Here is a 13465-nt window from a genome sequence, read left to right as displayed (position 1 = left end):
ATCAAATACTTATATGGACATCTGCCTTAAATCGCCACCGATCGCGAGTCTCGCGAAGATTTTGGCGCCTCGAACGATCCCGATCGGCACCCGCGCCACCTGTCGATGTCTTGGGGAAAAGATCCGGACAGTTGGGCATTGAAGGCAACGCGACAATTGCTGGGGCTCAGGCTGAGTCAAGCTACGCGACTGGAGACAAATCGGCTCATTTCCAGCGTTCGGTCATCGAGATCGAATGTGACCGCATCCCCCTGGGGACCGCCGCCCGAAGCCAGCCGATGGAGCGACAGAGAAAATCTACCTCGCTTGATCGACCTGCAAGTAGCAGCTTCGGTCTAAGACAAGACGGAGGCGCGCCATGCAGCCGAATTCAATGCCGAATGCGCCGCCATGGGCATGGCGGCTGCGGCCGCTGGTCAGCGGGCGCGCCTTAACTTCAGCCCGTGAGCAAGATCATTCATGATCCTGACTGAAATCAACCCGCTCTATTCGCTCGCCGGCGTGGCTGTCGGTATTCTTGTCGGTATGACGGGCGTGGGTGGCGGCTCGCTCATGACGCCCCTGCTTGTGCTGGCATTCGGCTTCCACCCGGCAACGGCGGTCGGGACCGACTTACTCTACGCGTCGGCGACCAAATCGGTCGGAACCGTGGTACACGGGATCAGCGGCACGGTTGACTGGAAAGTGGTTCGGCGCCTCGCTTATGGGAGCGTGCCCGCCACGCTCCTGACCCTCCTGCTCCTTGCGCAGGCCGGCGCTCATTTTGACGGCGCCGAACACGTCATCACCGTCACGCTCGGCATCGCACTCATCGCCACCGCCGTGGCGATGCTTTTCCGACAACAGATCGTCGCCTATTTCGCCGGAACATTCGACGCCATGCCAGAGTCCCGCATCATGCGGCTCACCGTCGTGCTCGGCGCGATCCTGGGTGCGCTGGTATCGCTGTCCTCGGTCGGTGCGGGGGCACTGGGGATGACGGCCCTGCTCATACTCTATCCGAAACTTCCGACCAACCGACTGGTCGGATCGGACATCGCCCATGCCGTCCCGCTTACCCTGATCGCCGGTACCGGCCATTGGGCGATGGGTTCCGTCGACTTCGGCTTGCTCACGTCGCTGCTGATTGGGTCGGTGCCTGGAATCATCGTCGGCAGCCTGATCTCTATCCGCATATCGGACCGGATCCTTCGGCCAATCCTTGCCGGAACGCTGGCGCTCGTCGGAGGCAAGTTGATCTTCTGAGCCGGCTGAGCTCTGCGCACCTGGATTGACCGCACCACCCCCGGGGGCGTTTCACATCACCGGGTCATGCGATCGATCAATGCTCTCAAATGATCAGGTGTCGGCGCGCCCTCACGCATCATTTCCATTCGCCGCGTGTCGATATAGTCGCGCCAGGCGATGATCCTGTTTTCCGCAAATTCGATCACCGCAGCATAGGGCATTGCCACCGTCGTTCCGTTCGTACGCGTGTAGGCGTCAACACCTTCGACGAACAGCCGCTCGTCCGCTTCGGCGCAATAGCGAATGCTCCAGCGGGTTTCGGCCATGTCGGCGCGCAGGCCTTTGAGGAAACCACGCACTGCTTCCTTGCCCTCAAGTGGGGCAAGTGCGCCGGCGGCAACATGCCATGTCACCGCATCGTCCATGCCCGCCAATGCGGCGTCGATGTCGCCCCTATTCCACGCCGCGATCACCACAGCGAAGCGCTCGTACAGCGTCATACGCCGAGCATCTCCAATACGGTATTCCGCAAGTCGCGACGGGAGACCTTGTTCATCGCATTGCGCGGCAGGGCATCGACCGTGACCAGCAGTTCAGGCAGCTTGAATATCGCCAGTCCCTGGCCTTTCAACCAACCCGAAATCTCACCCAGATCGGGCGCATGACCGTCCGCCGGGACCGCAGCAACGCACATGCGTTCGCCGAGCCGTTCGTCGGGCACGCCGACGACGGCAGCTTCTTTCAACGCGGGGTGACCGGCAAGCAGGTCATCGATCTCGGCGGGCGAGATGTTGACGCCGCCACGCACGATGATGTCCTTGCAGCGCCCGACGAAGCGATAGAAGCGATATGGCGCCTCATCGCCGGCGATTTCGAACAAATCGCCGGTGCGATAAAAGCCGGCGGCGTCGAACGCGTTAGCGCTGATCTCAGGGCTCTCGAAATAGCCGCCGAACGTGGCCGCGCCCTGGAAGCGTAACTCGCCGGGCCGGCCGGGTTCGGTGACGTCCTGCTCCGTCTCAATATCGACCAGGCGAGTCTGAACCATCGCCGCGCTTTCGCTGCCGGGCCATTCGATCCCGGCGACGCCCATTCGCGGAAAGTATCGCGCACGGTCGTGATGATCAGGGACTTGTCGCGCGTCGCTGAACAGGGAGGCGCCTTCGTTCGAACCGTAGATGTTGCACACTTCGATACCATGATCATGCGCGAAGCCCTCGATCATCCAGGGGCTGAGCGGCGCCGAGCCCGAGCCGATGGCGCGTAGCGAAGTCAAGTCGACGCTATCGAGCAAGCCGGGCGTCTTGAGCAGCGCGTTGAGGATCGCGGGAGCAGCGATGGTGTAGTTGACGCGCTCCGCGGCGATTTGCTCCAGAAACACCTTTAGGTCGAACGGGTGGTGCAGAACGAGCGTGCCGCGCCGCATTAGCCAAGGCGTGACAAGGCCGAACGAGCCAATATTGACCAAAGGGAACGGGTTGAGCAGCACTTCGGCTTCGCGGATGTCAGCCGCTTCGGCGACCATCTTCGCGTTGACGATCCAGTGGTTCTGATCGCGCGGCACGCCCTTTGGCCGGGCTTCGGTGCCGGAAGTCCAGAAGATCGTGAAGACCTCGGCAGGCTGCATGGGCTGTGCGTCGCAATAGGCGACCGCCTTTTCCGGGTCGGCGGCGGTGATAGCGGCGTCGAGGTCATCGGCACCGTGCGGCACATTGCCGCCGAGCACCAGCACCTTGCACTCGCGACCACCGGCGAGTGCGAGCGCCATAACGGCATGGTCATGGCCGGCGAAATGCGCGAGCGTGACGATCGCAGCGGGGCGGACGGTATCGATGACATGACCGAGTTCGTGCGCGCGGTACGGCATGACCACGGGCGAGATGATCAGGCCGAGGCGCGAACAGGCCAGCGCCAGGATCACCGTCTCGATGATGTTGGGAAGCTGATAGGTAAGGACATCATCTTTCGTCAGGCCGAGGTCGAGCAGGGCTGCGGCAACGCGGTCCACTTCAATGCCCAATTCGCCCCAGGTGAGCCGGCGAGGCGTCTTGCCGTCGAGGCTCGCGCGATTCATCGGATCGACGATCGCGAGACGGTCAGGCACATCGGCGCGGTTGCGTTGCAGCCAATGATCGAGCGTCAGATCGCCCCACCAGCCCCGGGCGGTGAAATCGTCGACACGCGATTGCGGGGTCAGTTGCATTTCATCTCTCCATTCCCGCGCACCTTCCCTTCATTGGTTCCGAGCCCGAACGGAAGGTGCTGCAGGTCAAAACTCACGCCCGCTTCGGCGGCCATGGCACGAAGCCGGACGTCGTTGCGATATAGTCCGCATATTCCGGCTTGGTCTTGCGCATGCGGAATTCGAGTGTCGGCGCACCAGACCATTTCATCAGTGTCCAGGTGAGCAGGACCGGTCCCGGCAGCGCGAACCAGCCTAGGCCAGTCTCCGCCCCAATCGCGAACAACCCCCACCAGACGCAAGCATCGCCGAAATAATTGGGATGGCGGGTGTAGCGCCACAGGCCGGTGTTCAGCACCTTGCCGGCATTGTCCGGGTTCTTGCGGAATCGCGTGAGTTGGAAGTCACCGATGCTTTCGAACATGATGCCGAACAGCGCGAGCGCCGCGCCGCCATAAGCGAGAGCCCCGAGCGCGACCGGCTCGCCCTGAAGCTGGCCCAGCATCACCGGCAATGCGACGATGAACTGTAGCGGCGCCTGCGTCACGAATACCAGCCAGAAGGATGCGCGAGCATAGCCCCAGCCACGCTTCTCCTGCGCCTTCTCCATCATTCGGACATAGCGGCGGTCGGGGCCATGATCGCGCCAGCGCCAGAACAGATAGCCACCGAGACGAAACGCCCAAAGCGCGCACAGGCCAAGCAGCAGCAGGCGGCGGTCAGTGACGACATCCATCTGCAGGAACGTTGCCAGCGCCAGCAGCGCCATGCCCAGCGCCCACCACGCATCGACCATCGTCACATCGCGGATCGACGAGCAGATCGCCCAGAGCGCGGTGAAGGCGATCACCACGGTTACCGCGTCGATCACCAATATCTTCAGAATTTCCATCACAAGCCCCCTCTTCGCCGGATCAACGCCCGGTCGAGATCGTGTCCATGTCGAGCATCCGCGCCAGCGCGCGCTCCTGCGCCTTTGGGTCGCGCGCCTTGTGAGCCCGGACCTCGATTGCCATACGGTCGGTATCGACCTCGTCCGTCCCGCGCTTGATCGCCGACAAGCCGACTTTGGCAATATCCTCTGGTCGTTCTTTCGCGCCGCCGACATGCGCGGCCATGCGGGTATCGACCGATCCGACAATCAGCGCGGACACACTGGTCCCCTGCTTGGCGAGTTCAGCCCGGATCGAGGTTGTCGCGGCCCGGGCAGCGAATTTGGACGGGCTATAGCCACCCATTGCCGGCACCGCGACGACCCCGCCGGAGGACAATATGTTGACGATCGCGCCGCCGCCATTGACCTTCAGAATGGGGGCAAAGGCGCGACACATGCCGAGCAGGCCGAAATAATTGACTTCCATCTCCTCGCGCGCAGCGTCCATCGTCTCAGCGCCGATCAGGCGCTGGTTGACGAACGCACCAGCGTTGTTGACGATGATCGACACGTCCGGGCAGGCCACGGCCGCTGCTGCGATCTGTTCCGGTCTCGACACGTCGAGCGCGAGGGCGATGATCCGACCCTGCCCTTCTTCGACCAGATGCTGCGCGTTGACGACGTCGCGCGTACCAACATAGACTTTGGCGGCGCCAGCGCCGATCAGCGCGCGGACAAACGCCTCGCCAATGCCGCGATTGCCGCCGGTGACCAGCCCCACTGCCCCTGCAATGTCCATCGCCATCAGTTGGCCGCCATCTGATAGAGTACATCATGCGGATGCTTGGCGCCGCGCGTCAGTTCGGTCCCCGCCGGGAACATCATGCCACGGCCCCAGCTTTCGCTGAGCGGCATTTCGTGATTCCATTCCCAGGCGAGTCTGCGCAGCGCGATCTTCCACTTGCCGTCGCGACGTTCGAAGCGATCGACCGCGCGGGCGAGCGTCAGCGTGTCGAACTTCTCGCCCTCCTTCTTCATGCGAGCGAAGGCCAGGATGTAATGTTCGGCGCGCGCGACATCGCCATCGATCTCGATCACGATATTGGTCGCGAGATGATTCATGATCCCGCCCTTGGGCAGCATCTTGGCCATCAGTGCGACGTAATCGGCGGCCGGGCCGTTATAGACGCCACCATGATCCTCGATCGCATCAGGATGATAAGCATTGGCGATCAGATCGATCTCAGCACGATCGGCGCCGCGCAGATAGAGGTTGATGACGTCGGTGATCTCCTGCTTGTCGAGCAGGGTCTGGATACGCGGATCGGTCATGACGGTTCCTACAGGATGATGATGTCGGGATCGGGGGCGGCGGCGTAGAGCCGGTCGATATCCGCCTGGCGTCGGTCGATCACCGCGCGGCGGTTGATCGTGCCCTTGTCGGACATTTCGTGCGCATTGGGATCGGGCGGCACGTCGAGCAGCAAGGCCCGGCGGATGCGGGAGGATCCGCCATGCTGCGCAGCATTGAACGCGGCAAGTCCGGTGGCGATGCGGTCGCGGTCGCCATTCGGCGTGGGCCACAACATCAGCGTCAGATATTCGCGATTCTCGTCGCACAGCACCAAGTCACGAACCATCGGCGTCAGCGCTTTCAACAACTGATCGCGCAAGCTCCCGCCATAGACCCACGCACCGCTCGACAGCTTGAATTCCTCCGCGGCGCGCCCGGCAAAGGCGAGGCCTTTTTCCGGCACGTCGACATCGTTGAACACCGCCATGTCGCCCGTGCGGTAGAAGCCTTCCTCGTCGAATGCCTCATCGTTCTTGGTGGGTTCGTCGAGATAACCGCGCGTCACGTTCGGGCCGGCCGCCCGCACTTCGTAGCGGTCGCCCAAAGGCACCAGTTTAACCACCGCTCCTGGCGCGGGCAGCCCGATGCCGACGCGATCGGTCTCGAAATGGATCGCCATGAAAGCGGATACCGTCTCGGTCGAACCATAGCCCGAGGTGAGCATGATGCGGTGCCCGGTCTCGGCGATGGCGGCCGCCTGCAAGCGATCATAGACCGGCTGACTGAGGCCCGCGCCACCGTAAAGCATGACCTTGAGCTTGGAAAAGAAGGTGCGGCGCAGCTCGGCATCGCTTTCCAGTGCTTCGACCAGCATGCCATAACCCAGCGGCACATTGTTGAAGAAACGCACCGGGATTTCGCGCAGATTGCGGATCGATTCCGCGAACAGGCCAGGCATCGGCTTACCGTCGTCGATATATAATGTGCCGCCTTCGGTCAGTGTCGTGCGCAGGACGAATGCGCCCGCCGCATGGTGCCAGGGCAGCCAGTCGAGCATCACATCATGCCAGCCCGCCGCCTCACCGATCATCTGCCGGCATTGCGCGCTGTTGGCCGCGAGATTGTCGAAGGTGATCGCGACCATCTTGGGCAGGCCGGTCGAGCCGGAGGTGAGCATGTAAGCAGCAAGATCGTCGGCCTTGATCGCCTCGACCGCAATCGCGACGGCATCGGTCGGCGCGGTTGCAAGCAACGTGTCGATCGCGACCGCAGGCTTTTGGATCGCCGAGGGATCGCTGGTCACGATGATCGCGTCGCCGAGATCGAGCGCGGCAAGCGCAGGCGCGAGTTTGGCCGAATTCTCGGCAAAGACCACGCCCGGCTTCACTTTCACCACGACATGCGCCAGCCGTCCGTAATCGCCACCGAGCGCGCCGTAAGCGCTGCTCACCGGACACACCGGCAAGCCCGCGATCCAGGCCGCGAAAGTGGCAATGGCGAAGGCGGGCGTGTTGTCGGCGATCAGCAGGAGCGGACGGCCTTTGGGGGCATGGGCAATCAGCCATTGCGCCGCCGCGTCGATCCGCTCCTTCAACGCGGCATAGCTCAATGTCGTCCATCCCTCCCGACCGGCTTCACGCCACGCCAGCGCCGACTTGTCGGGCTGACGCGCGCAGGCACGAGCCAATTCAGCCGGAATGTTCGCGTCATAGTCGGCGATCGCGACGCGCGACTTGAGGATGATCGCACCGTCGGCGCGCCGTTCGACAGACACGTCGACCGGCATCAGCTTCGCCTCGCGGAACGGCGGCAAGGTGCCGTCGAGTGATGAGGAATCCGAGGGCAAGGCTGCGGTGGCCATCGCCGTCACACCGCCGGACGTGCGAGCATGGCGTCGACGGTATCGCGCACCCCTTTGCCAGCGATCTGTTCCTCCTGCAGCCGGCCCTCGAAATATTCGCGCCAGTGCCGGATCACACCATCCTGATAGTCCAGGATGCCGCAATAGGGGATGGCGACGCGGGTACCGTCCATCGTGTCGAATTCGTCGACCCCCTCCATCCACACCGTGTCGCCGACCGCGGCGACGTCGAACAGGCGCCAGCGGTTGTTCTTCAGGCGGCCCTTCATCGCCTCCAACGTCTTGCGCATGGTGTCCTTGCCCTGGATCGGCGGCTTCAAGCCGCCGGAATTGTTCCAGGTGATGTCCTCATGCAGGCACGACAGGACGCCTTCGACGTCGGCGTCGTGCCAACTGCTGATGACCTTGCGGAGCGTGGCAATATTATCGGGCATATTTCTCTCCTTGGCGAATGCCGGGAAGGTCACAGCCAGCGCCGCGCCCCCGATCATGATGGTTCTGCGATCAATCACGCGACTTGCACGACCAGGCTGACCGTCGTCGTCGTCGAGCCGCCGATATTGAGCGTCTGGACGGTCTTCGCGCCGTCCACCTGATAGTCGCCGGCGGAACCGGTCACCTGCTTGAAGGCGTCAAGAGCCATGCGCACGCCGGTCGCGCCGACCGGATGACCACAGCCGATCAGGCCGCCCGACGGATTGACCGGAATGCGTCCGCCAACCTCAATGCTACCATCCTCAATCGCCTTCCATGCCTCCCCGGGCGCGGCGATGCCGAGATGTTCGATCGCCATATATTCGGTGGTGGTGAAGCAGTCGTGGAGTTCGATCGCATCGACCGAGTCGAGCGTAATGCCAGCGCGGGCACGCGCCTCATCGGCAGCGCGCTTCACTTGCGGGAACACATAGGCCTGATTCTCGCTCGCCTGAACCTTGCGCTTGTACGAAATCGGCGCCGAGCGATGCCCCCAGCCGGTGATACGCGGCAAGCTTTCGAGCGGGATATTGCGTTCCCTTGCATAATCGGCGGCGCGCTTCGGCGAGGCGAGAAAGATGACGCTGGCGCCATCGGTCACCTGCCCGCAATCCATCTTGCGCATGCGGCCCTCAACGACGGGGTTGGCTTCATCGTCCTCGGTGAAGCTTTCCGGCGTGAAGGCCCAGCCGCGCGACTGGGCGTTGGGGTTGCGCTTGCCGTTGGCGAAATTGATCTCGGCGATACGACGCAGATGGCGCGCATTGATGCCATAACGGCGGTCATATTCCTCGGTGAGGTCGGAAAAGGCCCGCGGCCAGACGAACTCGGCATCGCCAAACTCATGCCCAGTCCATGCCGCCGCGCCGAGATTGGCCGCTGCCTGCTTGCCGGGAACATTGCGCATCTGTTCCATGCCGATCACGCAGGCGAGATCGTAGCGCCCAGCCTCGAGCTCTGCTGTGGCGGCCAGGATCGCAACCGAACCAGAAGCGCAGGCCGCTTCATGGCGCGAAGTCGGCAGGCCATCGAAATCGGGATGGACCAATCCGAAAAAACCGCCGAGCAAACCCTGCCCCGCGAATAATTCGCCGACGAAATTGCCGACATGGCCGGTCTCGACATCCTTCGGGTCGAGCTTCGCCGCGTCCAACCCGGCCGCGATCGTTTCCGAAAACGCATCGGCCATATCGATGCCGCGTCGTGCCCAATTGTCGGAGAAATCGCTCTGCCAGCCGCCGAGGATATAGGTCATGTCCGCTCCGATTCGCCGAAAATTAGTCGGTCTCTTTAAACAAGTTTATGTCTTGATGACGGGTTTGGCAAGCGCATCCACCGCGCGAATGAACGGACCGATCGCACTCAACACCATCAGCCCAGCAATTGGCCCGAGCACGGCCGCCGCCAGCGCGATCGCCGGACCGAGCGCATTGGGGTTGCCAAAGACATGTTCGGTGATCAGCGCCACGCTGACCGGGCCAATCGTCAGCCCGACCATGCCGAGAACGAAATAATAGAGCGCGGCGGTGCGCCCGCGCAGGTTACCCGCCGCCGCGTCACAGAGAGCCGACACCGCCAGCCCGCCGGATGCCGTGAAGGCGATCATCGCCGGCGCAAGAATGAACAGCGCGGTCCAGCCGTCCGGCGCGAGACAGGCGGCGACCAGCAGCGGCGTGACGATCAGGATCGACCAGCCGGTGATCTTCAGGCTCGCCGCGCGCATCCCGCGTATCGCAAGATGCGAGGCAAGCCATCCCGCGCCCGCCAGCCCAAAACCACCGAACACCGTTACGATGAGACCGTAGCGCAGCCCGACCTGCCCCGGCGACCAGCCGAAGGTACGAATGAAATAGGCCGGCATCCAGGAGAGAACACCGTAAATCAGCACGCAATAGAGCGCCATGCCGCCGAGATGACGAAGATGAAACGCGCGGTGCCGTTTGAGGTGCGGGATCAGCCCGCTGCCGGTCTCCTCGCGCACCAGCACGTCTCGCCGCACCGGCTCGGTGACGAATGCGAGCAGCACCACGACGACCAGGCCGGCAAGGCCGACAATGATGAAAGTCGCCTGCCACGGCGCGACGTCGCCCAGCAGTGGCAACGCGAAGCGCGGCTGCGCGGAGATCAACTGGATCACCGTCCCGCCGACCATCAGCGCAAGGCCTGCGCCGACCGAGGAGGCCATCGAATAGACGCTGATCGGAAATGCCCGTCGTTCGGCCGGAAAACTGTCCCCGATCATCGAGATCGCCGCCGGGGACAGGCTCGCTTCTCCCGCACCCACGCCCATTCGCGCGACGAACAAATGCCAGAAATTCCCCGCAAGTCCGCAGGCCGCCGTCGCCAGGCACCAGGTAGTGACGCCGATCGCCACAACCCGCCGCCGCGAGGTACGATCGACCAGCCAGCCGAGCGGCATGCCCATCACGGTGTAAAACAAGCCGAATGCCAGCCCTTGCAGCAGCGCGATCTGCGTGTCGCTGAGCCCGAGATCGGCCTTGATCGGATCGATCAGCAGGCTGAGGATCGTGCGGTCCACGAACGACACGGTGTAGCCGAGCGTCAGCACCGCCACCGCGAACCAACTGCGCGCGGGACTCGGCCAATCGGCCTCGCCAGTCATATCAGCGAGTCTCGTGGTCGAAGTCCTGCGCGACGCCCATTTCGCGCAGCAGCTGCCCGCGATCATAATATTCGCGCCACACCTTGATCAGGTCGCCCTCGAATTCGAATACGCCGGTCACCGGCACCGCGCCTGTCTTGCCGTTGTAAACGAAGCGATCGACCCGCTCCATATACAGGATGCCGTTGATCACGCCCATGTTGCTGACATCGAGGATGATCTCCGTCGCCAGCTCTCCCAGACCCGAAATGCGCTTGTGGATCGCATCGCGGCCCTCGATCGGATCGACCATCATCGAATGCAGCACGCCGTCTTCGGTGAACAGCGCAGCGGCGACATCCCAATCCATCGCCTTCCATGCGGCGATCATCTGATTCGCGATGTCGATCTTGCGGGTGTCGCTTCCAGCATCGCCAAATGCGCCATTGCGCGTGTCCATTGCCGTGTCGGTCATGCTGCTCTCCTATGACAGTCGTTTTATGCAAGTGAGGTTGGCGCAGCACGGCGCGGCTGTCAACGAGTAAGTCTTGACAAGCAAGTCACTTTGGCGAAAACAGCATCGGCTTGCTTAAAAAGACTGAGTTAGCGGACACGGCCAAAAGGCCGGGCGAAATTTTTGGGAGGGACTGAAATGGCCGCAATCACCTGTGCGCGTGTTGTGCGTTTGGCTTTGACATCGGCGAGCATCGCCGCGCTCGGCACAGGCCTGCCGGCATTCGCGCAATCGACCGCAGCAGCAGAAACATCGGCTGACGTACCCGTCGCGCAATCCGAGGGCCCGCAGCTGGAAGACATTATCGTCACCGCGCGCAAGCGTGAGGAAAGCCTGCAGAATGTGCCGATCGCGGTCACTGCCTTCAGCGGCAATGCGCTGCGCGACGGCCAGATCACCGACCTTTCCGCACTCGCCGGTCGCACGCCGAGCTTCACCTTCCAGGCGCAGGGTTCGCTGGAACAAGAATCATTCATTCGCGGCGTCGGCACCGTCCGCCTGACCAGCGCCAGCGCCGATCCTTCGATCGGCCTGTTCGTCAACGAGGTCTATATCGGTCGCCGCGGGTCGGCGACGCCGCCGATCTTCGATGTCGAGCGCGTCGAAGTCCTTCGCGGACCGCAAGGAACGATCTTCGGCAAGAATGTCGTAGGCGGCGCGGTGAGCATCATCACGGCCACACCGAAGTTCGATTTCGGCGGCGGCGGGTACGTCTCGGTCGGCAGCCATGGTACGATCCAGTCCGAGGCCAATGTCACCGGCGCATTGTCGGACTCAACCGCGGCACGCATCTCATTCCAGCAGAACCGGCACGACGGCTTCAGCCGCAACATCGTCAACGGCCAGGAACTGGACGACACCGACGGCTATGCCGGGCGCGCATCCCTGTTGATCAATGCCAGCGACGCGCTGACCTTCAACTTCATCGCCGATGCCAGCCATGACGAAGGCGGCGGCCAGGCCCGCCATGCAGTCGACGATCCGACGCGTCCCGGGATCGGTCCGATCACCACCGGCCAGATCTCCAAGGACCCACGCGTCACCGAAACGCCGTACCTGCAATATAACCGGCGGAATACCTACGGCTTCACCGGGCGGATGGATTATGATCTGGGCAGCGCCAAGCTGACCTATCTTGCCGCGGTGCGCATTGGCAATTCCGGTCAGCGCTTCAGCCAGGCGGGTGCCGGCGCGCCGCCGTCCTTCACCGATTCGGTGCTGACCCAGTCGGAAAAATATACTGGCATCACACAAGAAGTACGCCTTGCTTCTGACAAAAGCGGGCCGTTCAGCTGGCTGTTCGGCCTCTATTATCTGCGCGAGGATACCAGGCGCAGTTCGCAGAACACCGCACGCTCGGCCTTGCCTGGTGGCCCCGGCGGCACGCGCGACAGCCTCGATGGCGACAATATCTTCGCGCAAAGTGGCGTGACATCGAATTATGCCGCATTCGGCGAACTGGAATATGAAATCCTTTCCGGCCTGACCCTCTCGGCCGGCGCGCGCTATACGATCGATCACAAGGACATGGATGCGACCGCGCGCATCCTGAGCTTCGGTCCGGCCGGCGACATCCTCTCGCCCGCCCCGCTCAAGACGCCGTACAATGTTCATGTCGAAAAGACCTGGCGCGAAACCACGCCCCGTTTCGCGCTGGAGTGGAAAGCCACACCCTCGATCCTGCTCTATGCCTCGGCGGCGAAAGGCTTCAAGGGCGGCGGCTGGCAGGCCGCCACGCCGGATGCGGCCACTGCGTCGCGCCCGTTCAATCCGGAAACCGCCTGGAACTATGAAGTCGGCTTCAAGAGCGATCTGTTCAACCGCCGCGTACGCCTGAACCTCGCCGCGTTCCGGCTCGATTTCAGCAACCTGCAAGTCGAACAGCTTGATGACGTGCTGCTCACCACCGTCGTGACCAACGCCGCCAGCGCAAAGATCCAGGGTATTGAAGGCGAATTGTCGATCGCCATCACCGATGGCCTGTCGATCTCCGGCTCGGGCTCGCTGCTGGATGCCAAGTACAAGGACTATGTCGATCGCAACCGTAACCTGAACTATACCGGCAACAAGCTGGCGCGCACCGCGGACTATCAATATTCGGTCGCCGCGGACTACAAGCTGCCAGTCGGTGACGACTATGTGATCAAGGCGCACGCTGATTACACGTACCAGGACAAGTTCTTCTACGGTCCGGAGAATCTGAATTTCGAGCCTGGTTATGGCCTGCTCGATGCGCGGATCGGCTTTGGCAGGAAGGATGATCGCTGGGGGGTCACGCTCTGGGCCAAGAACCTGACCAATAAGCTGTATCGCACCAGCGTGATCCCGTTCCTCGGCGACGAGGCCTCGCTTTATGGTGCGCCACGCACGTACGGCGTGCGTCTTTCGGGCAAATTCTGATTGCACCCAGGCACTTGACCGGCGGTGGCAGCGCGAT

General features: G+C 62.7%; 12 protein-coding genes. 2 read left to right on the top strand and 10 right to left on the bottom strand.

What is annotated here, in order from left to right; translation table 11 throughout:
• Positions 1-459 precede the first annotated feature (459 nt).
• Positions 460-1245 carry a sulfite exporter TauE/SafE family protein gene (locus tag OO12_RS01720; protein ID WP_034156907.1) on the top strand — a complete coding sequence of 262 codons (786 nt, stop codon included), beginning with the start codon at positions 460-462 and terminating at the stop codon, positions 1243-1245.
• 56 nt (positions 1246-1301) lie between these two features.
• On the opposite strand, the gene OO12_RS01715 is transcribed toward OO12_RS01720, so the two are convergent.
• The 10 genes from OO12_RS01715 to OO12_RS01670 form a co-directional block, all read right to left on the bottom strand.
• The gene (locus OO12_RS01715) at positions 1302-1727 is read right to left on the bottom strand and encodes a nuclear transport factor 2 family protein (RefSeq protein WP_034156906.1); all 426 of its coding nucleotides are present in this window, start codon (positions 1725-1727) and stop codon (positions 1302-1304) included.
• On the bottom strand, positions 1724-3430 hold the full coding sequence (locus tag OO12_RS01710) for a class I adenylate-forming enzyme family protein (RefSeq protein WP_034156905.1): 1707 nt from the start codon (positions 3428-3430) through the stop codon (positions 1724-1726). Before OO12_RS01710 ends, OO12_RS01715 begins: the two co-directional genes overlap by 4 nt.
• A 73-nt stretch (positions 3431-3503) precedes the next feature.
• On the bottom strand, positions 3504-4301 hold the full coding sequence (locus OO12_RS01705; RefSeq protein ID WP_034156904.1) for a DUF1295 domain-containing protein: 798 nt from the start codon (positions 4299-4301) through the stop codon (positions 3504-3506).
• 22 nt (positions 4302-4323) lie between these two features.
• Positions 4324-5088, bottom strand: a complete 765-nt coding sequence (locus OO12_RS01700) for an SDR family oxidoreductase (RefSeq protein WP_235364647.1) — start codon at positions 5086-5088, stop codon at positions 4324-4326.
• On the bottom strand, positions 5088-5615 hold the full coding sequence (locus OO12_RS01695) for a nuclear transport factor 2 family protein (protein ID WP_034156903.1): 528 nt from the start codon (positions 5613-5615) through the stop codon (positions 5088-5090). The genes OO12_RS01700 and OO12_RS01695 overlap by 1 nt, the downstream gene beginning before the upstream one ends.
• An 8-nt stretch (positions 5616-5623) precedes the next feature.
• Positions 5624-7438: an AMP-binding protein gene (locus OO12_RS01690; protein ID WP_052215413.1), complete on the bottom strand. Its 1815-nt coding sequence runs from the start codon at positions 7436-7438 to the stop codon at positions 5624-5626.
• A 5-nt stretch (positions 7439-7443) separates the two neighbouring features.
• The gene (locus tag OO12_RS01685; RefSeq protein ID WP_160296707.1) at positions 7444-7872 is read right to left on the bottom strand and encodes a nuclear transport factor 2 family protein; all 429 of its coding nucleotides are present in this window, start codon (positions 7870-7872) and stop codon (positions 7444-7446) included.
• 74 nt (positions 7873-7946) lie between these two features.
• The gene (locus tag OO12_RS01680; protein WP_034156901.1) at positions 7947-9167 is read right to left on the bottom strand and encodes an acetyl-CoA acetyltransferase; all 1221 of its coding nucleotides are present in this window, start codon (positions 9165-9167) and stop codon (positions 7947-7949) included.
• Between the two features lie 45 nt (positions 9168-9212).
• Positions 9213-10535, bottom strand: a complete 1323-nt coding sequence (locus OO12_RS01675) for an MFS transporter (protein ID WP_034156900.1) — start codon at positions 10533-10535, stop codon at positions 9213-9215.
• Position 10536: 1 nt separating this feature from the next.
• Complete coding sequence (locus tag OO12_RS01670) at positions 10537-10989, bottom strand: nuclear transport factor 2 family protein (protein WP_200887361.1); 453 nt, start codon at positions 10987-10989, stop codon at positions 10537-10539.
• 177 nt (positions 10990-11166) lie between these two features.
• Between OO12_RS01670 and OO12_RS01665 the strand changes: the two genes are divergently transcribed.
• Positions 11167-13428, top strand: a complete 2262-nt coding sequence (locus tag OO12_RS01665) for a TonB-dependent receptor (protein WP_034156899.1) — start codon at positions 11167-11169, stop codon at positions 13426-13428.
• Positions 13429-13465: the final 37 nt, after the last annotated feature.

The organism is Sphingomonas sp. ERG5 (assembly GCF_000803065.1).
Classification (GTDB): domain Bacteria; phylum Pseudomonadota; class Alphaproteobacteria; order Sphingomonadales; family Sphingomonadaceae; genus Sphingomonas.
This window is presented reverse-complemented; position numbering and strand designations above follow the sequence as displayed.